Annotated in this window: 21 protein-coding genes; 11 read left to right on the forward strand and 10 right to left on the reverse strand. The window is 63.2% G+C overall.

Annotated features, from left to right (window positions below; all coding sequences use genetic code 11):
• Positions 1-52 precede the first annotated feature (52 nt).
• Positions 53-541 (forward strand): MarR family winged helix-turn-helix transcriptional regulator, encoded by a 489-nt coding sequence (locus AC0L3I_RS20435; protein ID WP_473486703.1) that lies wholly within the window; start codon positions 53-55, stop codon positions 539-541.
• 324 nt (positions 542-865) lie between these two features.
• On the opposite strand, the gene AC0L3I_RS20440 is transcribed toward AC0L3I_RS20435, so the two are convergent.
• The 3 genes from AC0L3I_RS20440 to AC0L3I_RS20450 are packed head-to-tail and all read right to left on the reverse strand — an operon-like array spanning position 866 to position 3,266.
• Positions 866-1,315: a DNA polymerase III subunit chi gene (locus AC0L3I_RS20440; protein ID WP_473486702.1), complete on the reverse strand. Its 450-nt coding sequence runs from the start codon at positions 1,313-1,315 to the stop codon at positions 866-868.
• 19 nt (positions 1,316-1,334) lie between these two features.
• A complete protein-coding gene (locus AC0L3I_RS20445) occupies positions 1,335-2,846 on the reverse strand; it encodes a leucyl aminopeptidase (protein WP_473486772.1) in 1,512 nt (503 codons plus the stop codon).
• A gap of 54 nt (positions 2,847-2,900) precedes the next feature.
• The gene (locus tag AC0L3I_RS20450) at positions 2,901-3,266 is read right to left on the reverse strand and encodes a hypothetical protein (protein WP_473486701.1); all 366 of its coding nucleotides are present in this window, start codon (positions 3,264-3,266) and stop codon (positions 2,901-2,903) included.
• A 145-nt stretch (positions 3,267-3,411) separates the two neighbouring features.
• Here AC0L3I_RS20450 and lptF point away from each other — a divergent pair, with 145 nt between their 5' ends.
• The 6 genes from lptF (at position 3,412) to rsmA (ending at position 11,185) form a co-directional block, all read left to right on the forward strand.
• Positions 3,412-4,614: an LPS export ABC transporter permease LptF gene (lptF, locus tag AC0L3I_RS20455; RefSeq protein ID WP_473486700.1), complete on the forward strand. Its 1,203-nt coding sequence runs from the start codon at positions 3,412-3,414 to the stop codon at positions 4,612-4,614.
• A gap of 16 nt (positions 4,615-4,630) precedes the next feature.
• Positions 4,631-5,713 (forward strand): LPS export ABC transporter permease LptG, encoded by a 1,083-nt coding sequence (lptG, locus tag AC0L3I_RS20460; protein WP_473486699.1) that lies wholly within the window; start codon positions 4,631-4,633, stop codon positions 5,711-5,713.
• A gap of 128 nt (positions 5,714-5,841) precedes the next feature.
• A complete protein-coding gene (locus AC0L3I_RS20465) occupies positions 5,842-8,130 on the forward strand; it encodes an LPS-assembly protein LptD (RefSeq protein WP_473486698.1) in 2,289 nt (762 codons plus the stop codon).
• 229 nt (positions 8,131-8,359) lie between these two features.
• The gene (locus AC0L3I_RS20470; RefSeq protein WP_473528030.1) at positions 8,360-9,292 is read left to right on the forward strand and encodes a peptidylprolyl isomerase; all 933 of its coding nucleotides are present in this window, start codon (positions 8,360-8,362) and stop codon (positions 9,290-9,292) included.
• Entirely contained in the window at positions 9,289-10,323 is a 1,035-nt protein-coding gene (pdxA, locus tag AC0L3I_RS20475; protein ID WP_473486771.1) for a 4-hydroxythreonine-4-phosphate dehydrogenase PdxA, read from the forward strand. The genes AC0L3I_RS20470 and pdxA overlap by 4 nt, the downstream gene beginning before the upstream one ends.
• Before the next feature lie 22 nt (positions 10,324-10,345).
• Positions 10,346-11,185, forward strand: a complete 840-nt coding sequence (gene rsmA / locus AC0L3I_RS20480; protein ID WP_473528031.1) for a 16S rRNA (adenine(1518)-N(6)/adenine(1519)-N(6))-dimethyltransferase RsmA — start codon at positions 10,346-10,348, stop codon at positions 11,183-11,185.
• Between the two features lie 12 nt (positions 11,186-11,197).
• Here rsmA and gmk read toward each other — a convergent pair whose 3' ends face one another.
• The 7 genes from gmk to fabD form a co-directional block, all read right to left on the reverse strand.
• Positions 11,198-11,872, reverse strand: coding sequence for a guanylate kinase (gene gmk / locus AC0L3I_RS20485; protein WP_473486695.1), 675 nt, complete (start codon positions 11,870-11,872; stop codon positions 11,198-11,200).
• A 5-nt stretch (positions 11,873-11,877) separates the two neighbouring features.
• Complete coding sequence (locus AC0L3I_RS20490; protein WP_473486694.1) at positions 11,878-12,768, reverse strand: YicC/YloC family endoribonuclease; 891 nt, start codon at positions 12,766-12,768, stop codon at positions 11,878-11,880.
• A 179-nt stretch (positions 12,769-12,947) separates the two neighbouring features.
• Positions 12,948-14,186, reverse strand: a complete 1,239-nt coding sequence (mltG, locus tag AC0L3I_RS20495) for an endolytic transglycosylase MltG (protein WP_473528032.1) — start codon at positions 14,184-14,186, stop codon at positions 12,948-12,950.
• Positions 14,187-14,288: 102 nt separating this feature from the next.
• Positions 14,289-15,551, reverse strand: coding sequence for a beta-ketoacyl-ACP synthase II (gene fabF / locus AC0L3I_RS20500; RefSeq protein WP_473528033.1), 1,263 nt, complete (start codon positions 15,549-15,551; stop codon positions 14,289-14,291).
• A 34-nt stretch (positions 15,552-15,585) separates the two neighbouring features.
• Positions 15,586-15,822: an acyl carrier protein gene (locus AC0L3I_RS20505; protein ID WP_006203723.1), complete on the reverse strand. Its 237-nt coding sequence runs from the start codon at positions 15,820-15,822 to the stop codon at positions 15,586-15,588.
• 189 nt (positions 15,823-16,011) lie between these two features.
• Positions 16,012-16,749, reverse strand: coding sequence for a 3-oxoacyl-[acyl-carrier-protein] reductase (gene fabG / locus AC0L3I_RS20510; RefSeq protein ID WP_473486691.1), 738 nt, complete (start codon positions 16,747-16,749; stop codon positions 16,012-16,014).
• Between the two features lie 56 nt (positions 16,750-16,805).
• Positions 16,806-17,759: an ACP S-malonyltransferase gene (fabD, locus tag AC0L3I_RS20515; protein WP_473528034.1), complete on the reverse strand. Its 954-nt coding sequence runs from the start codon at positions 17,757-17,759 to the stop codon at positions 16,806-16,808.
• Between the two features lie 268 nt (positions 17,760-18,027).
• Here fabD and AC0L3I_RS20520 point away from each other — a divergent pair, with 268 nt between their 5' ends.
• From AC0L3I_RS20520 to rplI, 4 genes are all read left to right on the forward strand, one after another.
• Positions 18,028-19,953 carry an LTA synthase family protein gene (locus tag AC0L3I_RS20520; protein WP_473528035.1) on the forward strand — a complete coding sequence of 642 codons (1,926 nt, stop codon included), beginning with the start codon at positions 18,028-18,030 and terminating at the stop codon, positions 19,951-19,953.
• 301 nt (positions 19,954-20,254) lie between these two features.
• On the forward strand, positions 20,255-20,749 hold the full coding sequence (gene rpsF / locus AC0L3I_RS20525; protein ID WP_292204681.1) for a 30S ribosomal protein S6: 495 nt from the start codon (positions 20,255-20,257) through the stop codon (positions 20,747-20,749).
• A complete protein-coding gene (rpsR, locus tag AC0L3I_RS20530; protein WP_006203718.1) occupies positions 20,749-20,997 on the forward strand; it encodes a 30S ribosomal protein S18 in 249 nt (82 codons plus the stop codon). Before rpsF ends, rpsR begins: the two co-directional genes overlap by 1 nt.
• Positions 20,998-21,207: 210 nt before the next feature.
• Positions 21,208-21,792 carry a 50S ribosomal protein L9 gene (gene rplI / locus AC0L3I_RS20535; protein WP_095496637.1) on the forward strand — a complete coding sequence of 195 codons (585 nt, stop codon included), beginning with the start codon at positions 21,208-21,210 and terminating at the stop codon, positions 21,790-21,792.
• Positions 21,793-21,941: the final 149 nt, after the last annotated feature.

Below are 21,941 nucleotides of genomic sequence, written 5' to 3' on the forward strand. Positions count from 1 at the left end.
TGCACACGTAGCTAATTGACATTATAATGTCAATACCATCCTATGGTGACAAATGGACGAAACAACGAAGACCCCAAATCGAACGCCGGCGGGTGAAGCCTTGACCGATCTCATTCTCGGCCTGTTCAGGGTCAATAACCTGACTTTGACGTGGGGCGATCGGCTCGTGGCTCCGCTTGGGCTGACCAGCGCCCGTTGGCAGATCCTCGGCGCCATTGTCGCAGCCGAACGCCCGCAGCCGGTCGCGTGGCTCGCACGCGATCTCGGTGCCAACCGCCAGAACGTGCAGCGCATCGTCAACGATTTGGCGAAGGAAGGGCTCGTCAGGTTCGAACCCAATCCGCATCACCGCCGCGCGCACCTTGTCGTGCTAACCGATAAGGGACAGCAGACCTATGATGCCGCGATCAGATTGTACGAACCACGGGTCAACACGCTCGCGGAGGGGTTTCCCATCGAAGACCTCGAAACGGCCGGCCGTGTCATGAAGGCGCTGCGGAAGAAATTCGAAGGAGAAGAAGATGCTGAAGAGCAGAGCTGATCGCTACGGCACGATAGCGGTCTCAATTCACTGGCTGAGCCCCTTCTGATTCTGGCCCTGCTGGGCTCCGGCTTTCAGGCAGCGAAGGCCATGGATGCGGCCACCACTGCGGTTTCCTCCGTGTCACATTCCGGTAGCGATCATAGTCCTGCTTCTCTCACGGCCTTCCGTATCGTCTGGTGGCGGCGGTTCGATCGGAAGCCGTTTCCTCTGGAGGGATCGCCTCGCTCGCAGGAGCGTGTCGCGTGCTGGGTTCACGTCGCCTTCTACGTTGTCATTCTGCGTATGGCTGCCAGCGGCATCGGGATAGCCAACGCGGCAGCTTTACGCCTTGCGTTCCCAGCGCCGGTCTGAAGACTGCTGCCAGTAGGTGACCGCGTGGCCGGCTTCCTTCATCGTCTTCCAGTGCGTGCGCGCCGCCTCGACCTGGGCCGCATCGTGGCCGTCGAACAGGAACACGGCGCGTTCATAGCCGAGAAGCTCCGGCGGCACCGCGCCGTCGACCAGGAAGCGTATCTGCGCTTCGTTGGGGTTGTCCTGGCCGGTTGTCAAAAGGATCGGCTGCTCGGCCAGATAGGATTCGCGGTCGGTCGCATGCGCCAGGAAGGAATCGTCTCTGAAAATCCAAAGATGCTGGTCCAGCGCGTCGCGCCGCTCCTCGGTGCCGGTCTGCACCACGGCGCGCCAACCGCGATCGACGCTGCGCTCGAGCAGGCCGGGCAGCGCATCCTCCAGAGTCGATTCGGTCAGGTGGTAGAACAGGACGTCGGCCATGATTGCGCCTTGAAAGGCCTCACCCCTCGTAGTTGTCGCGCACCAGCCGGTCGAGCAGTCTGACGCCGAAGCCGGAGGCCCATGACTGGTTGATCTCGCTGGACGGCGCGCCCATCGCGGTGCCGGCGATGTCGAGATGCGCCCAGGGAGTATCCTTGACGAAGCGCTGCAGGAACTGCGCCGCGATGATGGCGCCGCCATAGCGGCCGCCGATGTTCTTCATGTCGGCATTTTTCGAATCGATCAGCTTGTCGTATTCGGTGCCGAGCGGCATTCGCCACACTCGTTCCTGCGTCGCCTGCCCGGCGCTCGTCAGCCTGTTCGCCAATTCGTCATTGTTGGAGAACAGGCCGGCATAATGCTGGCCGAGCGCGACCATGGTGGCGCCGGTCAGCGTCGCCAGATTGACCATGAATTTCGGCTGGAAGCGATCGTTGCAGTACCACAGCGCATCGGCCAGAACCAGACGGCCTTCGGCGTCGGTGTTGAGCACCTCGATGGTCTGGCCCGACATCGAGGTGACGATGTCGCCGGGGCGCTGCGCATGGCCGTCAACGGCATTTTCCACCAGCCCGATGACGCCGACGACATTGGTCTTGGCCTTGCGGGCGGCCAGCGCGTGCATCAGCCCGGTCACGGCCGCCGCGCCGCCCATGTCGCCCTTCATGTCCTCCATGCCGGAGGCCGTCTTTATCGAATTGCCGCCGGTGTCGAATGTGACGCCCTTGCCGACGAAGGCAATCGGGCTGTCCTTGGCCTTGCCGCCGTTCCATCGCATGACGGCCAGGCGGGCGCCACGCGGCGAGCCTTGCGCAACGCCGAGCAGCGCGCCCATGCCGAGCTTCTTCATCTCCTTCTCGACCAGGATCTCGACCGTGACGCCGAGCGCTTCCAGTTCGTTGACGCGGGCGGCGAATTCCACCGGCCCGAGTATATTGGCCGGTTCGTTGACCAGATCGCGCGCCAGCAGCACCCCGTCGATTACCGCCGCCTCGTCGGCGAATGCCTTTTTCGCCGCAGCCGGATCGGTGGTATGGATGGTCACCTTGACCGGCTTTTTGGGCTCGGCCTTGTTGCCGTCGCGCTGGCCGTCGCCATTCTCCTTTTTCGTCTTGTACTTGTCGAAGGCATAGCTGCGCAGAAGGATGCCCGCGGCAAGCTGTGCCGCTTGCCTGCCGCCGACGTCAGCACCCGGCAGATCGAGCACGACGGCCACCTCTGTCGCCTTGCGCAGGGACGCAGCGATGGTGCCGCCAAGCTTGAGCCAGGCATGGTCGTCGAGCCCCGAGACCTTGCCGGCGCCGACCGCCACCAGCCGGTCGAGCGATGTGCCCTCCGGCGCCAGCACTTCGACCAGGCCGGCGAATTTGCCGGAAAAGTCGGCCACCGGAAACGCCCGCTCCAGGGTCTTTGCCGGATCGCAAGCCTTTGCAGCATCGCCGAGACCGCCATCGTTGGCCGCCAGCACGAAGACACTGCCCTTTTTGGGCGCTGCGAATTTGGCGAAGGCGATCGAAGGTCTCGAAGTCATCATGTCCTGCTTTCGGGAACGGCGTTGGATTTTTGGGAGAGTGCCTTGGCGAAACTAGATATTTGGCTGTTTCCGATCGGAAGCACCACCCCAATTTTCAATCATCACCCCTGCCTGACGATCCTCCTGCGCGAATGCGTTGGCCTGAATTCGTGCGTTTGGCGAAGCAACCGCGAATGCTTGGCCGCATGCCGGTAAACCACAGGCCGGGCAATTTCGGGTTCGTCTCGCCGCCGTCGCAGCTACGGCGGCCAGGACCGTGATCGGCGCGACATTTGGTCGTTTTCCGGCATTTGGCAAGACTTTGCCGGAATCCGATCCCATATGGCGGATGGAATCGATGGCGATTCGTCGCGGCACGGCCCCGCTTTCCTGCCGCAACGTGTTGTTAACCATTGATGTTCGCCCTTTCTTATCCATTGCCGCCGACACTCCGGCCCACCGGAAATATCGATCTGGGACGGGAACCAGATCGAACCGCCAACGGACCGGTTGTAGAGTCGTCGCCGGGCGACTACCTTGTCTGGAGGCATGATGCCGTTCGGCAAAATCGAGAAAAGCCTTCATGAAGGTCGTTGAACGCTACATCATGCGTCGTGCGTTGGCGGTCTTCCTGGCAGCGCTCATCTGGACGCTGGCGATCGTGTGGACGACGCAGGTGCTCGCCCGCATCGACCTTGTCACCGACAGCGGGCAGTCGGCGCTGACCTTCTTCGAAGTCGCTGCGCTGATCATTCCGTCGATCGTCCCGATCGTCGTGCCTTTCGCCCTGGTGGTCGCGGTCGCCCAGACACTGAGCGCGATGAATTCCGATTCTGAGCTTGCCGTCTTGAACGCCGCGGGCGCTTCGCGCTGGACCATCGTCAGGCCGATCATGCTCCTGGCGCTGGCGGCCAGCATCTTTTCGTTTGCCGTCGACAACGGCGTCGACCCCTATGCACGACAGAAAAACCGCGAGCTGGTGGCGTCTTCGCGTGCCGATCTTCTGTCGCTGATTATCCAGGAAGGCACCTTCCGCAAGATCGACGACGGCTTGTTCCTGCAGATTGGCGAGCGGCTTCCGGACAACCGCCTTGGCGGCATTTTCGTCGCCGATTCACGCGAAGAGGGCGTCAACCTTATCTACTACGCCAAGAGCGGCGCCATCATCGATAGCGGCGACGAGAGGGTGCTGATGATGAACGACGGCGTTATCCATCGCGAAACGCTGGCCGGCGATCTTTCGGTCATCCGGTTCACCTCCTATGCCTTCGACCTGTCCGCCTTCATGTCAGCCTCATCGGACGTATTGCTCTTGCCGAAGGACCGGACGACCCAGTACCTGCTCAATCCCAGTCCGAACGACAAGATATTCCAGAAAAGGCCGAACAAGTACCTGGCCGAGCTCCACCAGCGTTTTTCCGAATGGTCCTATTCACTCGTTTTCGCGCTGATCGCGCTTGCAGTGGCGGGAGACGCGCGCTCCCATCGCGAGGCGCGCATTCATCCGCTGATCACGGCCATCGCGATTGCGCTTTTCGTGCGCTGGCTTGGTTTCTTTGCCGCCGGCAAGGCCGACAACGTTCCGCAATACACCTATATGGTCTACGGCGTCCCTATCGTGGCGTCCGCAGTCGCGACATGGTTCATCGTCTCCAACCGGACCATGGAGCTGCCGGTCGCCTGGGCCGACTGGATGACGAATTTCGCCGGCCGCTTCGGTGACGGCTGGAGCGCCCTGAAGCTCCGCTTCGCCAGGCGCGGCGCTTCTGGCCAAGGGGCCGGCTGATGGGCTGGATACGCTAATGGGCTGGACTCTGGGCAGATACTTCTTCTTCCGCTACGTGACGATCACCATCTGGTTCTTCATCGGCCTCCTGGCGCTTGTGTTCCTGATCGACTTCACCGAGCTTTCCGGCCGCACGACCGGCTTGCCGGGTTTTACCTACGGCACGGCGTTCGCCATTTCAGGGTTGCGGATGCCGATGATCATGCTGCAGACGGTGCCCTTCGTCGGCCTGTTCTCGGCGATGGCAACGCTGGTCTCGCTCAACCGCAGATATGAACTGGTCATCGCGCGTTCGGCCGGTGTGTCCGCATGGCAATTCCTGCTGCCGTGCTGCATCGGGGCGCTGCTGTTCGGGGTGTTGTCGGTCGGCGTCATCAACCCGATCGCTGCGCATGCGTTTTCCTGGTCCGAAAAAATCGAAACCCAGCTCCGCTCCGGCAAGTCGACCACCGTCTCGGCCGACGCCGAGCCCTGGATCCGGCAGAAAACCAGTTCCGGCGATACCATCATCGGCGCGCGCGCCATTCTCAATCAGGGCCTGGAGATGGCCGACGCCGTCTTCTTCGTCCTCAACCCGCAAGGTGACATCGTCGAACGCAAGGACGCGGCGCACGCCTTTTTGCGGGACGGCTACTGGGAACTGCAGGACGTCAAGGTTTTCCGGGACGGCAACATCCAGTCGGTGGCAAGCGACCGGGTGCCGACCAATCTCAAGCCCGAATTCGTGCAAGAGCGGCTGGCGCGCCCGGAAACCATTCCTTTCTACGATCTGCCCGGCAAGATCGAGGTTGCCCGCTCCTTCGGCCTCAAGGCAAATGCCTTTGCCATGCAGTTCGATTCGCTGGTGGCGCTGCCGTTCCTTCTCGTCGCCATGACGCTGATCGCCGCAACGGTGTCGATGCGATTTGCGAGGATGGGCCAATCCGCAACGATGATTCTGGGTGGCGTCCTGGCCGGGTTTCTGCTTTATGTCGTGACAGTGCTGGTCAAGGCATTCGGCGTGGCGGGATTCGTACCCACAGTCGTGGCTGCATGGGTTCCGGTTGTCGTGGCTATGTTCTTCGGGGTGACTTTCTTGCTGTACAAGGAAGACGGCTAGTGAGGGGGGCGGTTTTACGCATCCATAGGCAGGCCGGTTTGGCGCGCCTCTATGGGGCGAGCGCCTTGGCATGCCTGCTCGCTTGCGTCGTCCCGAATATCCCGGCTTTTGCCCAGGATATCAGCGACATGGCAGCCGACGTTCCCGCCGGCTCGCAAATGCTGCTGGCGGCGGATACGCTGGTCTATGACAACGACAACCAGACAGTGACGGCCGTCGGCGGCGTGCAGATCGATTACGGCGGCAACCGCCTCGTCGCCCAGCGGGTCGAATACAATCGCAACACCAAACGCCTCGTCGCCAGCGGCAATGTCGAGGTCATCAACAGCGACGGCACCAAGATCTATTCGCAGCACGTCGACATCACCGACGATTTCGCCGACGGCTTCGTCAACGCGCTGCGTGTCGAAACCGTCGACAAGGCTTATTTCGCCGCCGAAAGCGCGGAGCGCATGGGCGGCGTGTTGACGACGTTCCACAACGGCGTCTACACGGCGTGCGAGCCGTGCGAGGACAAACCGGACAAAGCGCCTACCTGGCGCATCAAGGCCAGAAAGATCATCTGGAACGGCGAAAAGAAGACGGTTCGCTTCGAGAATTCGAATTTCGAGTTCTTCGGCTTTCCGCTCGCCTATCTGCCGGCCTTCGAGATTGCCGACCCGACCGTCAAGCGCAAGAGCGGCTTCCTGATTCCAGGCATCGCCTACGAGAGCGATCTCGGCATCGGCGTCAAAGTTCCCTATTATTTCGCGCTCTCACCAACTTACGATCTCACCGTCACCGGCAGCGGCTATACCAAGCAGGGCTTCCTCGGCGAAGCCGAGTGGCGCCAGCGCTTCAACAACGGCCAGTACAGCCTGAAGATCGCCGGCATCCGGCAAGAGGATCCCGACGAGTTCATCAACAGCGACGGGCACAATGTCGATTCGGGTGCGCCCGGCGACCCGAACAAGTTTCGCGGCATGATGGGCACCAAGGGCCAGTTCGCTATCAATCCGCGCTGGGACTTCGGCTGGGATGTCCTGTTGCAGACCGACAAGAACTTCTCACGCACCTACGCCATCGAGGACTTCAACGACAGCGTGCATCGCTCCTCGATCTACCTGACCGGCCTCAACGGCCGCAACTATTTCGACGTGCGCGCCATGCGCTTCGAGGTCCAGGAAGAGACACTCCCTGACGATCCGACCGCACTCGCCGGCAAGCAGCCCTGGGTGCTGCCCTCGCTCGACTACGCCTACATCCCCGACATGGCGGTGGGCGGCGGGCAGTTGTCGTTCAATGTCAACGCGCAGACCATCAGCCGCGACAGGCTGGATACGGTCCTTGCCGATCCGAACAACAATGCATCCGTCAACAGAGTCCGCGGCATCGAGGGCCAGTCGGGCCGTCTCACCGCCGAAGCGGAATGGAAGCGCACCTTCACCACCGATGGTGGGCTGCTGCTGACGCCGCTGCTGGCGCTGCGCGGCGACGCAGGCTATGTCAATGCCTCTTCGGGATCGCTCAATGCCATCAATCAGATGGCGTCTAACCTCGGCGTCGACGACGATATGCGATCGTCGCTCGCCCGCTTCATGGCGACCGCCGGGCTGGAAATGCGTTGGCCGGTGCTGTTCTCGTCGACCAGTTCCAGCCACATCTTCGAGCCGATGGCGCAGGTGTTCGTGCGTCCGAACGAGCAATATGTCGGCGGCCTCGCTGTCCCCAACGAGGACGCGCAGAGCTTCGTCTTTGACGCCACGACATTGTTCGAGCGCGACAAGTTCTCCGGTTACGACCGCTTGGAAGGCGGCACGCGCGCCAATATCGGGCTGCGCTATTCCGGCGCCTATGACAATGGCTGGAGCACCAACGCGCTGTTCGGCCAATCCTACCAGATTGACGGCCAGAACTCCTTCGCGGCGCCGGACCTTGTCAACGTCGGCGCCGATTCGGGCCTCGAGAACGCGACCTCCGATTATGTCGGCCTTGTCGGCTTCAACAGCCCCAGGGGGCTTTCCGGCTCGGTCAGCGGCCGCTTCGACGAGCAGAGCTTCGAGGTTCGCCGCGCCGAGGTGAAGGCAGCCTATTCCGGCCTGCCGATTTCGTTCAGTGCCAAATACGCCTTCATCCAGGCGCAGCCACTCTATGGCTTCACGACCGATCGCCACGAGGTCACGCTCGGCGCGTCGACGCAACTTGCAGAGAACTGGCGTGTCTTCGGAACCGGCACCTACGATCTGGAGCAAAGCGTCCTTGTCAAGGACGGGGTCGGCTTTGCCTATAGTGATTCATGCTTCACCTACTTGATGACATTCTCGGAATCCCGCGACCTGAGCACCAAGGAAGTGTCGCAGAACATCGGTTTCAACCTGTCGTTCCGCACGCTCGGCGATTTCGGCTCGACACAAAGTTCCATCGACACTGTCCAGTAGCAGACGACTGGCCAGCAGCAGACGATCGGAACGGGCGGCCGGCCAACGCATCGGCCCGAAATCGGGAATTGATTTTCGGAAAGCACGATTCAAAGTGTCAGAGCGTATCTTGTACGTCCAAGTGGACGCACATCGCTTCTGACGACATCGTTTCGCCGCATAGGGCAGGCACGGATTCCAGCTCCCTCAAAATGGGATAGAATTGGGCCGGAACCGAGATAGAATTGGGATGCTTTCGATGAGGAAATACCTCTTTTCGGCAGGGTTCGCGCTGCTGGTGGCGGCGACCTCGGCCTCGATCACCATGATGACGCCGCCGGCTTTCGCCAGCCAGATAAAATACGTCGTCAACAACGTACCGATCACCACCGGCGACATCCAGCATCGGGCTGCCTTCCTGCGCCTGCAGCGCAAGAAAGGCGACGCCGCCGAGGAGATGATCGAGCAGACGCTGCGCGTCGCCGAAGCCAAGCGTCTCGGCATCCGCATCAGCGACGCCCAGGTCGACGCCGCCTATCAGCGCTTTGCCACGACCAACAAGATGCAGCTCAAGCAACTCGACGGCGTCATGGCGCAGTCCGGCGTCGGCAAGGAGCATTTCAAGGAATTCATCCGCTCCCAGATGGCCTGGAACCAGGCGCTGACCGCGCGCCATCGCTCCGACAGCGGCGGCGCCATGAGCGAGCAGGACGTGGTCAGGCGCATGCTCGACAATGGCGGCACCAAGCCAACCGCCATGGAGTACATGCTGCAGCAGGTCATCTTCGTCGTGCCGGCGGCCGAGCGCAGCGCGACGCTGGCCAAGCGCAAACGCGAGGCCGACGCCATGCGCGCCCGCTTCAACGGCTGCAACACCTCGCGCGAATTTGCCAAGGGCCTGATCGACGTCACCGTTCGCGATCTCGGCCGGATACTGGCGCCGCAATTGCCGCCGGACTGGGCCGACCAGATCAAGGCCACCAAGGTCGGCGGCGCCACCGCCACGCGCGAAACAGACCGCGGCGTCGAGTTCATCGGCATCTGCTCGTCGCGCGAAGTGTCCGACGACAAGGCCGCCCAGATGGTGTTCCAGAGCGAAGGCTCGAGCGGCAAGGATGCCGACGAGCTCACCAAGAAGTATGTCGAGGAGTTGCGGAAGAAAGCCCGCATCGTTGAGCGCTGAAGTCGCCAGAGGCAGAGCTTCCGCTGGCGCTGAGCGCCGGCGATCCATCCGGCGTCGGGCCGGAAATCGCCATTGCTGCCTGGCAGGCGCGCGACAGCGCCGGTGTGCCGCCCTTCTATCTTATCGCCGATCCGGCGTTGATCGCCGCACGGGCGCGCCTGCTCGGCGCCGATGTGCCAATCACGGAGACAATGCCAGCCGAAGCGGCGCGCGTCTTTACACGCGCGCTGCCCATCATGCCGCTTGCCATCCGCTTCGTCGACAGCCCCGGCCGGCCGGACCCAGCCAACGCCGCCGGCATCATCGAGGCGATCGACCGCGCTGTTGACGACTGCCTTGGCGGCCGCGCAGCAGCAGTCGTCACGTGCCCGATCGCCAAGAAGCCGCTCTACGATGCCGGCTTCCATTTCCCCGGCCACACCGAATATCTGGCGCATCTGGCGACGCTCCACACCGGCGCAGATGCGATGCCGGTGATGATGATCGCCGGTCCCGAGTTGCGCACGGTTCCGGTCACCATCCACATTGCGCTGCGCGAGGTGCCGAAAACGCTGACGACGGAGTTGATCGTCGCGACCGCCCGCATCACCGCCGCCGACCTCGAACACCGCTTCGGCATCGCCAAGCCGCGGCTTGCCATTGCCGGCCTCAATCCGCATGCCGGCGAAGGCGGCGCGATGGGCGCCGAGGACGAGCGCATCATCCGCCCGGCGGTCGACAGGCTGAGGGCGGAGGGCATCGACGCCTTCGGGCCGCTGCCGGCCGACACGCTGTTCCATGCCCGCGCCCGAGCCGGCTACGATGTGGCGCTGTGCATGTATCACGACCAGGCGCTGATCCCGGCCAAGGCGCTGGCCTTCGACGAGGCGGTCAACGTCACGCTCGGCCTACCCTTCATCCGCACCTCACCGGATCACGGCACCGCCTTCGATATCGCCGGCAAGGGCATAGCCCGGGCCGACAGCCTGATCGCGGCGCTAAGGCTCGCCCGCAGGCTTGCCGACACCGGGACGAGGGCTGCCGCCGCATGAGCCTGTGCATGAGAGCGGTCGCATGAGCATCGACGGGCTGCCGCCGTTGCGCACGGTGATCGAACGCCATGGGCTGCAGGCGAAAAAGGCGCTCGGCCAGAATTTCCTGCTCGACCTCAACCTGACCGGCAAGATCGCGCGCGCCGCCGGCGACCTGAAGGACGCCACGGTGATCGAGGTCGGTCCGGGTCCCGGCGGCCTGACCCGGGCGCTGCTTTCCCACGGCGCCGGTCGGGTCATCGCCATCGAGCGCGACGAGCGCTGCCTGGCAGCGCTCGTGGAGGTGTCAGATCACTATCCGGGCCGTTTGGAGATCATTGCCGGCGATGCGCTGAAGACGGATTTTGCAGCGCTTGCCAAAGGGGCACATGGGGGCAATGGATCTGTGAGGATCGTCGCCAACCTGCCCTACAATATCGGCACCGAACTTTTGATACGCTGGCTGACCGTCGCCGAGTGGCCGCCCTTCTACGCATCGATGACGCTGATGTTCCAGCGCGAGGTGGCCGAGCGCATCGTCGCCCGCCCCGGCAGCGATGCCTATGGCCGGCTGGGCGTGCTGGCAGGCTGGCGGACGGAGGCAAAAATCGCTTTCGACGTGCCGCCGCAAGCGTTCACGCCGCCGCCCACGGTTGTGTCGTCGGTGGTGCATCTGGTGCCGCGGGCGAGTCCCCTGCCCGCCGAGGTCAAGAAGCTCAGCCGCGTCACCGAAGCGGCCTTCGGCCAGCGCCGCAAAATGCTGCGGCAGAGCGTCAAGAGCCTCGGCGGCGAAGCCCTGCTCAGCCGCGCCGGCATCGATCCGACGCGGCGGGCGGAAACCTTGAGCGTCGAGGAATTCGTGCGACTGACCAACGCGGTGTGATTGCGCCGGCCCCTAGTCCGTCTTCTCGTCGAGCAACGCCGAGACGAAATCGAACAGGCCGGGCCGGCGATCGCGTCTGAGCCGCTCGGCGGTGACGATGCCGCGCACTTCGGCGAAGGCACGGTCGAGATCGTCGTTGATGATGACGAAATCATATTCCTTCCAGTGCTCGATCTCGTTGCGGGCGTTCTTCAGACGCGTCTCGATCACCGATTCCTGGTCCTCGGCGCGGCGCTTCAGCCGCGCCTTCAATTCTTTCATCGAGGGCGGCAGGATGAAAATCGAGACGATGTCGGCGCGCATCTTCTCCTTGAGCTGCTGGGCGCCCTGCCAGTCGATGTCGAACAGCATGTCGCGGCCCTGTGCCAGCGCCAGTTCGGCCGGTTCACGCGGCGTCGCATAGCAATTGCCATGCACTTCGGCCCATTCGAGCAGTTCGTCTGAATCGCGCAGCCGCTCGAACTCGCGCATGGTGCGGAAATGATAGTGGACGCCCTCGATCTCGCTGCCGCGGCGTGGCCGCGTGGTGACGGAGACTGACAGTTCGAGACTGGAATCGCTCTCCAGAAGATTGCGCGCGATCGTCGACTTGCCGGCGCCGGACGGCGACGACAGCACGAGCATCAGACCCCGGCGGCGAATGCGGGAACCCAAATCCCTGGCAACCATAGGCTCCTTGGCAACCATCAGGGTTACTCCAGATTCTGGACCTGTTCGCGAAACTGGTCGACCACCGCCTTCAGCTCCAGCCCTATGGCGGTGACACCAGCGGCGTTCGACTTCGAACACAGCGTATTCGATTCGCGGTTGAATTCCTGCGCCAGAAAATCGAGCTTGCGGCCGATGGCGCCGCCGCCTGCCAGCAGCACCCGGCCGGACGCCACATGCGTCTTCAGCCGATCGATCTCCTCGCGGATGTCGGCCTTGGTGGCCAGGAACGCCGCTTCCATATGCAACCGGCTGGCGTCGAGATTGGCGGAGGCATCCATCAGCAGCCGAACCTGCTCGGCAATCCGTTCGCGGATCACCGCCGGCTCGCGCGACGGATCGGCCTCGGCGCGCAGCGTCAGCGCCTCGATAGCGTCGATATGGCCGGACAGTAGCGAGCGCAGGGCGGCGCCCTCGCCCTGGCGTGCCTGCTCCAGCCCGCCCAGCGCCACTTCGAGCGCCGAGAGAATTGCGCTGTCGAGCACCGCCCGCGCCTCTTCGGTTTCGGTGGTTTCGGGGATGTCGAGCACGCCGCGTAGCGAAAGCAGCCCGTCGGCTGTCGCAGGCGCTGCGCCGAACTGCTCCTGCAGCCGCTTGGCCAGCCGTGCCAGATCCCTAAGGAAGACCTCGTTGACCACTGGCTGCGCCTGCTGGCCGGCGGCGCGGCCGACGGTCAGCGTTGCCTGGAAATTGCCGCGCGCAAAGCGCTTTTGCACCGTCTGCCTGACGGCCGGCTCCAGTCGCTCGAGGCCCTGCGGCAGCCGCAGCCTGACCTCGACGCTCTTGCCGTTGACCGACTTGACCTCCCAGGCGATCGACGTGCCGTCATGTTCGGCGACGGCCCGCGCAAAACCGGTCATGCTCTGCAAATTCATAATGCCCTTGCTTCCCCCTGGCGCATGATCCCGGAAGCGGTTCCGGGCCAGATCATGCGCGGCTTCAAAATGCCGGAGCGCCTCTTCGCGCCGGATCGGACGCAGACGCTCCTGATCTCAAAATCAGCACGTCCGCTGCCGTCAACGAATCGGAGGGACGATCCCAGAACCGTCCGGCGCTACTGCGGCGCCGCTCCCGCATCGCCATCGCCGCCGTCAACCGGCGCATCGGTCTGACCTTCCACCTTGGCGGCGTCGGCCTTGGCAGCACCGGCCTTGGCGGATTCGTCGGCCAGCTTCTTCTGCAGCGCCCGGTAACGGGCGACGTTCTCATTGTGCTCGGCGAGCGTCGCGGCAAAGACGTGACCGCCGGTGCCGTCGGCGACGAAATAGAGGTCGTCGGTCTTCGACGGGTTGGCTACCGCCTCCAGCGCCGCACGGCCGGGATTGGCGATCGGCGTCGGCGGCAGGCCATTGATCAGATAGGTGTTGTAGGGCGTCGGCTTCTTGATGTCCGACTGGTAGATCGGGCGGTCGGCGGGTTTGCCCTTGCCGCCGAACAGACCGTAGATAATGGTCGGATCGGACTGCAGCCGCATGCCCTTGGCCAGCCGGTTGAGGAAGACGGCGGCGACCCGTGAGCGTTCGTCGCCCTTGCCCGTCTCCTTCTCGACGATCGAAGCCAGGATGACGAAGTCGTCGACATTGGCCAGAGGCAGATCGGCGGCGCGCCGCTGCCAGACATCCTCGACCAGCTTCTTCTGATCCGCCAAAAGCTTCTCGACCATCTGCTGGCGTGTCGCGCCGCGGGTGAAACGCAGCGTGTCGGTGGCAAGGCTGCCCTCGGGTGGAATGGTCGCCGGCATATCGCCGTCGAGCGCTGCCTGATCGGCGATGCGCTGCAGCGCCTGCTCGACCGTCAGTCCCTCGGGGACGGTCAGCGAATACATCACCGACTTGCCGCTCTTCAGCAACTCCATGATGTCGCGCATGGAGGCCTGCGGCTTGATCTCGTATTCGCCGGCCTTCAGTTCCGAATCATTGCCAAAGGCACGCACGCCAAGGCGGAAGATGCGCGCGTCGCTGATCAGTCCGCGCCGCTCGAGCTGCTCTGCAATTTCCTGGACGCCGGTGTTCGGCTTGACCAGGAAGGTGTCGGCATTGGCCGACGGGCCGGGCTCGTTGAATTCCTGCTTGCCGAAATACAATGCAAAACCGGCCGCCAGAACCAACAGCATCACCAAGGAGATGACGAAGTTCATAAACACGACGAACTGGCTGCGCGAGGCGCGCGAGCGCTTGGGCGGCGGCGTGCCGGCTTCAGGCCGCAATGCTTCGCTGGCCGTCTTCGGCATGATCGGACCCGACGGTGCGGACCGTTGCCCGAATTCCCCATTGTCCGCCGAATTTGTGCTCATGGCGCCCTACCGTTTGATCGTGCAACGAATCCCCTTGGGCACAGTAGGGGCGAATATGGCAAAATTGACGGCACGCATAGACCGTGCCGGTCGGCGGACCGGTCAGCCATTGTAGCGCTGGAAGACCAGCGAGGCGTTGGTGCCGCCGAAGCCGAAGGAATTGGACAGCGCCACGTCGACCTGGCGGGCGCGCGGCTTGTGCGGCACCAGGTCGATCGCCGTTTCGCGCTCCGGGTTGTCGAGATTGATGGTGGCCGGCGCGATGTTGTCGCGAATGGCGAGGATCGAAAAGATCGCCTCGGCGGCGCCCGCCGCACCCAGGAGATGGCCTATCGACGACTTGGTCGACGACATCGATATTTTCGACGCGGCATTGCCTACCAGCCGCTCGACGGCGCCGAGCTCGATCGTGTCGGCCATGGTCGAGGTGCCGTGCGCGTTGATGTAGTCGACGTCTGCGGGCGTCAGCTTGGCCCGGTTCAGCGCCGCAACCATGCAGCGGAAGGCGCCGTCGCCATCTTCGGCCGGCGCGGTGATGTGATAGGCATCGCCGGTCAGGCCGTAACCGGTGACCTCGGCATAGATCTTGGCGCCGCGTGCCTTGGCGTGTTCCAGTTCCTCCAAAATGACGACGCCGGCGCCTTCGCCCATGACGAAGCCGTCGCGGTCGCGGTCATAGGGACGCGAGGCCGTTTCCGGAGCGTCGTTGCGGTCGGTGGACAGCGCACGGCAGGCTGCGAAACCGGCGATCGACAGCCGCGTCACCGGCGCCTCGGTGCCGCCCGCGACCATCACGTCGGCATCGCCCCACATGATCAGCCGAGCGGCGTCGCCGATGGCATGCGCGCCGGTGGAGCAAGCGGTGACGACGGCGTGGTTGGGGCCTCTCAGCCCATGCCGGATCGAAACCTGGCCGGAGACGAGATTGATGATCTGGCCGGGGATGAAGAACGGGCTGATGCGGCGCGGTCCGCGCTCCTTCAGGATCAACGCGTTCTCGGCGATGCCTTCGATGCCGCCGATGCCGGAGCCGATCAGCACGCCGGTGGCGCACTGTTCCTCATGCGTCTTCGGTGCCCACCCCGAATCCTTCAGCGCCTCGTCGGCGGCCGCGAGCCCGTAGAGGATGAAGTCGCCGATCTTGCGCAGTTCCTTCGGCTCGAGAACGGCCTCGGGATTGAAGGTGGCGTCCTCACCATTACCGCGCGGAATGACGTGGGCGACCTTACAGGCAAGATCCTCCACCTCGAACTCGGTGATGCGCTTGGCTGCGCTGCGGCCGGTAAGAAGCTCCTTCCAGCCATGCTCGAAGCCTACGCCGAAGGGCGAAAGCAGCCCAAGGCCCGTGACGACGACACGCCTCATCGCAGGTCCTCCTCGGTGATGACTGCAAATAGCGTCAGGCAGAAGCCTTATCGATGTACTTCACCGCATCGCCAACAGTCAGGATGGTTTCGGCCGCATCGTCCGGGATCTCGACGCCGAATTCTTCTTCGAACGCCATGACGAGTTCGACCGTGTCGAGACTGTCCGCGCCCAGATCATCGATGAAGCTCGCCTGCTCCGTCACCTTGTCGGCATCGACGCCAAGGTGCTCGATAACGATCTTCTTGACGCGCTCTGCGGTGTCACTCATTTGGGCATCCTCGTCTTTTGTTTGTCTGTCTTCGTTAGCGGGCAGAATGCCGCTAATCAAGCTGAAAGATGGTCCGGCCGGAAACGCAACAGCACCGGGCCGGTTTTTGCCCGAACCGCCGGGTTGCGGGCCGCATTACACGAAAATCGGCCTGGGTCCAAGGCGAAAAGGGGTGTTTTCCCGCAACTGTCAAATCATCGCCATGCCGCCATTCACGTGAATGGTCTGGCCGGTGACATAGGCAGCTTCGTTGGAAGCGAGGTAGGCGACGGCGGAAGCGACTTCGGCGCTGGTGCCCATGCGCCGTGTCGGGATCGCTGCCATGATCGCCTCTTTCTGCTTGTCGTTGAGCTTGTCGGTCATCGCCGATTCGATGAAGCCCGGAGCGACGCAGTTGACGGTGATGTTGCGGGTGGCGATCTCCTGCGCCAGCGACTTGGAAAAGCCGATCATGCCGGCCTTGGAGGCGCAGTAATTGGTCTGGCCGGGATTGCCGGTGACGCCAACCACAGAGGTGATGTTGATGATGCGGCCATGCCGGCGCCGCATCATCGGATGGGTCAGTTCGCGGGTCAGCCGGAACACGGCGGTCAGATTGACTTCGAGCACCGTATCCCAGTCGGCGTCCGCCATGCGTACGAACAGACCGTCCTTGGTGATGCCGGCATTGTTGACGAGAATATCGACGCCTTCGAGATCGGCCTCGACCTGCTGGCCGAGCGCCTTGACCTCGTCGCGATTGGAAAGGTTCGCCGGGAACAGCTTGACCCGCTCGCCGAGCTCGGCCGCCAGCGTCTCCAGCTTTTCGACGCGGGTGCCGTGCAGGCCGACAACGGCGCCCTGCGCATGCAGCACCCTGGCGATAGCCTCGCCGATGCCTCCCGATGCGCCTGTGACGAGCGCCTTGCGGCCGGTCAATTCGAACATGTCTTGTCTCCTGATCTAAGAGAACACCCTACACGGGTGGGGTCAAATCTCGGCGGTTATGCGAGCGCCGCCAGCGCCGCCTCGACATCCGCCGCCGTGCCGACAGCGCCGGTGGCGATATCGCGGTTGATGCGCCGCGCCAGTCCCGACAGCACCTTGCCGGCGCCCACCTCGTAAAGTGTCGCAATGCCATTTGCGCCGAACCACTCCACCGTTTCGCGCCAGCGCACGCGGCCGGTCACCTGTTCGACCAGGCGGCGGGCGATTGCGTCCGGATCGCTGGACGGGGTGACCGACACGTTAGAGACTACGGCCACCAACGGCGCGTTCTTCGTGACCTCGGCCAGCGCATTGCGCATGACCTTGGCCGCCGGTGCCATAAGCGCCGAATGGAAAGGTGCCGAGACCTGCAGAATCAGCGCCCGCTTGGCGCCTTTATCCGTGCACAGCCTCGCCGCCAGTTCGACCGCCGCCCTGGCGCCGGAGATCACCAGTTGGCCACCGCCATTGTCGTTGGCAATCTGGCAAACTGAATCTTTGGCTGAACCTTTGGCCGCTTCAGCGCAGGCGTCTTCGACATCGGCCTGTTCCAGCCCGATGATCGCCGCCATGGCGCCCTCGCCGGCCGGCACTGCCGCCTGCATGGCATTGCCGCGGATACGCAAGAGCCGGGCGGCATCGGCGACCGAAACGAAACCGGCGGCGGCAAGCGCCGAATATTCGCCGAGCGAATGGCCGGCGACATAGGCGACCTTGTCCTTCAGCGAGAAGCCGCGCGATTCCAGCGCCCGGATCGCGGCAAGTGACACAGCCATCAGCGCCGGCTGGGCATTGGCGGTCAGCGTCAGCGTCTCTTCCGGCCCTTCCCAGATCAGCTTCGACAGGTTTTCGCCGAGCGCGTCGTCGACCTCTTCGAAGATCTTCCGCGATTCCGGAAAGGCGTCGGCGAGGTCCTTGCCCATGCCGACAGCTTGGCTGCCCTGTCCCGGAAAGGTGAATGCAACGGCCATGTGTGGCTCCCAACCGGCTGATTTTTTCCTGCCTGTGACGCAAGGCGGGCGGGCAAGTCAAGTCCGGTATCGGCCCGACCCGGGCCACTCCGGCTCGGTATTGCTGGCCGAGTACCTGTTCCAAAAGGCTTTTTATCGATCACTCATGATGAAAATCGCTCACGATTCGTTTGCTGGCTCTTCTTATTTCAGCCACAGGCGCTAGCTTTTCGTGACATATCGATGACAGCTCAATGACGCTTTTGTGTATGGTCGGGGGAATTGTAAGGTGGCAAGGACTAGGAAGGGCGCTGGCAAAGCCGCGCCACAGTTTCTGGAAGGCGATCCGGCCACCGGCTATCTGCCGGGCCGGAAATGGCCTGTTATCCGTTATGGCCTCGTCAGCCTTCTCGCCGCCACCATCCTGGTTTTTGCGATCGAACTGATCGTGCGCGGCGACTTTGCCGGTACCGTCGCATTCTTCCTGCAGCCCTTCAAGCCGGGCTGGACCACCATCATCATCTTCGCGCTGATTCTGATCGGCCTCGACGCAGTGCTCGGCCGCAGCCACCAGAGCCTGATTATCGTCGCGCCGCTGACCCTGGCGCTGGCCTTCGTCGGCCATCAGAAATCGCTTTATCTCGGCGATCCGCTCTATCCGACCGATTTCCTCTATTCACGCCAGATCGTAGCGCTGATGCCGCTTCTGGTGCGCGAACGTCCGGGAACCGCCATCGCTCTGGCGGTCGGCATCGTTGGCAGCCTCTCGCTGCTCGTTTATGGCTGGCGGCTGTGGCGCCGCCGGGTACCGGCGCTCGGTCGCAAGGGGCGGCTGGCCAGGCTGACGCTGACCGTGCCGCTGCTCGCCTTCTTCGTGTCGATCATGGATTACGCGACGTTCTCGTGGACCCGCGACCGGCTGCAAATCATCCCGATCATGTGGGACCAGAAAGAAAATTACGCCTCCAACGGCTTCGCACTGGCCTTCGCGCTCAACGTGCCGATGGCCCATGTCCCCGCGCCTGCCGGCTACTCCGACAAAGCGATCGCGGCGATCGAAAGGCCTGATGTGAAGGCATCGGTACCGACCGAGAAGCCAGATATCATCATCGTCATGAGCGAATCCTTCTGGGATCCGACCGAACTGCCCGGCGTCACCATCACGCCCGATCCGATTCCCAACGTGCGGGCGCTGCGCTCTGGCCACGTATTCTCGCCCGAATTCGGCGGCATGACCGCCAATGTCGAGTTCGAGGCGCTGACCGGCCTTTCCAACGCCTTCCTGCCGGCCGGCAGCATCCCCTACCAGCAATATGTCCGCGCGCCGGTGCCGTCGATGGCAACGTTCCTGAAGAGCCAGGGCTATGAGACGCGCGCCATCCATCCGGGCACAAGCTGGTTCTGGAACCGAACGCCGGTTTATGCGGAGTTCGGCTTCGATGACTTCAAGTCCGAAGAAAACATGCCATATCTCGAAAAGCGCGGGCCGCTAGCGTCGGACGCGGCAATGACCGACGAGATCATCCGCGAAGCCGACGCCACGGACAATCCGTTCTTCTACTTCGCCGTCAGCCTGCAAAACCACGGACCCTACGAACCGAATCGCTACTACAATCCGACCCACAAGGTGCAGGCTCCGACCAGCCAGTGGGCAAAGGATTCGCTGCTGAGCTTCACGGAAGGCGCATCCGACGCCGACAAGAGCCTCGAGCGCCTTGTCGAATGGGCGAAGAACCGGCGGCGACCGACGGTCATCGCCTTCTTCGGCGACCATCTGCCGCCGCTCGGTCCTGTCTATGTCGAGACCGGCTTCCTCAAGGATAACGTCGCGCCACGCAAGGAGCCGCCCGACCAGATGCTGCTGCATCACCGAACACCGCTGATCGTATGGTCCAACCGCACCGGTCCGGTCGCGGACATGGGCACTGTCAGTCCAGTCTTTCTGCCCTACCATGTCCTGACCACGGCCGGGATCAGCCACCCCTATTACACCGGCTTCCTCGGCCAGATGCGCGAGCGCTACAGCGTCGTCGACCGCAATTTGTTGATGACGCCGGCGGGCGAGGCCACGCCGGACTGGGCGCGCAAGAAGAAAATCGACCCGGCCATTCGCGATTTCCGTCTGCTGCAATACGACATGATGTTCGGCAAGCGCCGCGCAGCGCCCGATTTCTTCCCGGAAACGGTGAAGAAGCTCGTTCCGCATACAAGCTGAAGATGCCGCGACATGTCGCCCTCGCGGCGGCGGATTTTCGGCTCGCCCTTGCCTTGCGGCCAAATTCCTGTATAGACGCCCGCAATCTGCCGGTCCTTGCTGGGGGCTGAACGGAGGGCCGGAGGTTTTTTCGAAACCTTCGTGTGGAGCCAGAAGCGCTTCCGCCTCCCGTGTCTCCGCTCTCGACCGTCTCGTCATGCTCCTTTCTTCCCCGCCCCCTAGGGATCGGCGGGTCAGAGAAGTTGCAGAGGCTTTTGCCGCCGGGAACCGGGAGAGAAACGAAGAAAGGCAATAGAACAATATGGCTCTTTACGAACATGTGTTTCTTGCCCGGCAGGACCTCTCGCAGCAGCAGGTCGATGCGCTTGTCGAACAGTACAAGGGCGTCATCTCCGCGAATGGCGGGTCCGTCGGCCGGGTCGAGAACTGGGGACTGAAGTCCCTCACCTACCGGGTCAACAAGAACCGGAAGGCATACTACACGCTGATGGACATCACCTGCCCGCCGGCCGCACTCAACGAGATGGAGCGTCAGATGGGCCTGTCCGAGGATGTGCTACGCTTCCTCACCATCAAGGTCGATGCGCATGAGGAAGGCCCGTCGGCGATGATGCAGAAGCGCGAGGAGCGCTCGGAACGCGGCGGCTTCGGCGACCGTGACCGCGGCCCGCGCTCGTTCGGCGACCGCGATCGCGGCGACCGTGGCGATCGCCCGCCGCGCAGCTTCGGTGGCGACGCCGGTGCAGAACGTGGTCCGCGCCGTCCGCGCGAAGGTGTTGAAGGGGGTGCAGAATAATGGTCGACATCAACCAGATCCCGACCCGGCGCCCGTTCCACCGCCGCCGCAAGACCTGCCCGTTCTCCGGCGCCAACGCGCCCAAGATCGACTACAAGGACGTACGTCTGCTGCAGCGCTACATTTCCGAGCGCGGTAAGATCGTGCCGTCGCGCATCACCGCCGTCAGCCAGAAGAAGCAGCGCGAGCTCGCCAAGGCGATCAAACGCGCCCGCTTCCTCGGCCTGCTGCCCTACGTGGTTCGCTAGCACTCTTTCAGCGGGCGGTTCGCCGCCCGCTTTTCCCACGGCGACGGGCGCCGCGGGGTTGCCATCAAATCCCGGGTTGAGGTGAAGACCTCTAACTGCCGCGACAGGCAGGACAGCGACACAGGCGGCGACGCCCTCAGCTTCCTGACCTGTTCCAAACAATTCGGCGTCGATGCCAGCGATTTGGCGCCCAAACGAAGGAACAAAACCATGGACGTCATTCTTCTCGAGCGCGTTTCCCGCCTCGGTCAGATGGGCGATACCGTCAAGGTCAAGGATGGATTCGCCCGCAACTTCCTGCTGCCGCAGGGCAAGGCGCTGCGCGCCAACGAAGCCAACAAGAAGAAATTCGAAGGCCAGCGCGCCCAGCTCGAAGCCCGCAACCTCGAGCGCAAGTCCGAGGCCATGCAGATTTCGGAAAAGCTCGACGGCAAGAGCTTCATCGCGGTGCGTTCGGCCGGCGAAACCGGCCAGCTCTACGGCTCGGTGTCGACCCGCGACATCGCCGAGTTGCTGACGGCGGAAGGTTTCTCGGTCAACCGCAACCAGATCCTGCTCAACCAGCCGATCAAGACCATCGGCCTTACCAATGTGGCGATCGCGCTGCATCCGGAAGTCGAGGTCACCATCACGCTAAACATCGCCCGCACGGCCGACGAAGCCGAGCGCCAGGCCAAGGGCGAGACGCTGACCACCGCCGAAGCCATCTATGGCGAAGACATCAACGACAATGCCCGCCCGGACAACTTCTTCGACCCCAATGCCGAGTTCGAAGGCGGCGAAGACAACGGCTGATTGCACGTCACAAGCGTCAGAGCGGCGCTTTAAAACGTTTCGTCGGCTTCCAATCATTTCTGGACCAATGCCCAGGCCCCTCGCCTGGGCATTTTTGTGCCAAAAGGAACTTTTCGAACCCCTATATGTTGAGGCAGACTACAGCGCCG

The sequence above is a fragment of the Mesorhizobium sp. WSM4840 genome, from assembly GCF_055811755.1.

What these genes read in the sequence shown, in the direction of transcription:
- AC0L3I_RS20435 (WP_473486703.1), top strand. Translation starts at nt 53, where the DNA reads ATGGACGAAACAACGAAGACCCCAAATCGAACGCCGGCGGGTGAAGCC.
- AC0L3I_RS20440 (WP_473486702.1), bottom strand. Translation starts at nt 1,315, where the DNA reads ATGGCCGACGTCCTGTTCTACCACCTGACCGAATCGACTCTGGAGGAT.
- AC0L3I_RS20445 (WP_473486772.1), bottom strand. Translation starts at nt 2,846, where the DNA reads ATGACTTCGAGACCTTCGATCGCCTTCGCCAAATTCGCAGCGCCCAAA.
- AC0L3I_RS20450 (WP_473486701.1), bottom strand. Translation starts at nt 3,266, where the DNA reads ATGGATAAGAAAGGGCGAACATCAATGGTTAACAACACGTTGCGGCAG.
- lptF (WP_473486700.1), top strand. Translation starts at nt 3,412, where the DNA reads ATGAAGGTCGTTGAACGCTACATCATGCGTCGTGCGTTGGCGGTCTTC.
- lptG (WP_473486699.1), top strand. Translation starts at nt 4,631, where the DNA reads ATGGGCTGGACTCTGGGCAGATACTTCTTCTTCCGCTACGTGACGATC.
- AC0L3I_RS20465 (WP_473486698.1), top strand. Translation starts at nt 5,842, where the DNA reads ATGGCAGCCGACGTTCCCGCCGGCTCGCAAATGCTGCTGGCGGCGGAT.
- AC0L3I_RS20470 (WP_473528030.1), top strand. Translation starts at nt 8,360, where the DNA reads ATGCTTTCGATGAGGAAATACCTCTTTTCGGCAGGGTTCGCGCTGCTG.
- rsmA (WP_473528031.1), top strand. Translation starts at nt 10,346, where the DNA reads ATGAGCATCGACGGGCTGCCGCCGTTGCGCACGGTGATCGAACGCCAT.
- gmk (WP_473486695.1), bottom strand. Translation starts at nt 11,872, where the DNA reads ATGGTTGCCAAGGAGCCTATGGTTGCCAGGGATTTGGGTTCCCGCATT.
- AC0L3I_RS20490 (WP_473486694.1), bottom strand. Translation starts at nt 12,768, where the DNA reads ATGAATTTGCAGAGCATGACCGGTTTTGCGCGGGCCGTCGCCGAACAT.
- mltG (WP_473528032.1), bottom strand. Translation starts at nt 14,186, where the DNA reads ATGAGCACAAATTCGGCGGACAATGGGGAATTCGGGCAACGGTCCGCA.
- fabF (WP_473528033.1), bottom strand. Translation starts at nt 15,551, where the DNA reads ATGAGGCGTGTCGTCGTCACGGGCCTTGGGCTGCTTTCGCCCTTCGGC.
- AC0L3I_RS20505 (WP_006203723.1), bottom strand. Translation starts at nt 15,822, where the DNA reads ATGAGTGACACCGCAGAGCGCGTCAAGAAGATCGTTATCGAGCACCTT.
- fabG (WP_473486691.1), bottom strand. Translation starts at nt 16,749, where the DNA reads ATGTTCGAATTGACCGGCCGCAAGGCGCTCGTCACAGGCGCATCGGGA.
- fabD (WP_473528034.1), bottom strand. Translation starts at nt 17,759, where the DNA reads ATGGCCGTTGCATTCACCTTTCCGGGACAGGGCAGCCAAGCTGTCGGC.
- rpsF (WP_292204681.1), top strand. Translation starts at nt 20,255, where the DNA reads ATGGCTCTTTACGAACATGTGTTTCTTGCCCGGCAGGACCTCTCGCAG.
- rpsR (WP_006203718.1), top strand. Translation starts at nt 20,749, where the DNA reads ATGGTCGACATCAACCAGATCCCGACCCGGCGCCCGTTCCACCGCCGC.
- rplI (WP_095496637.1), top strand. Translation starts at nt 21,208, where the DNA reads ATGGACGTCATTCTTCTCGAGCGCGTTTCCCGCCTCGGTCAGATGGGC.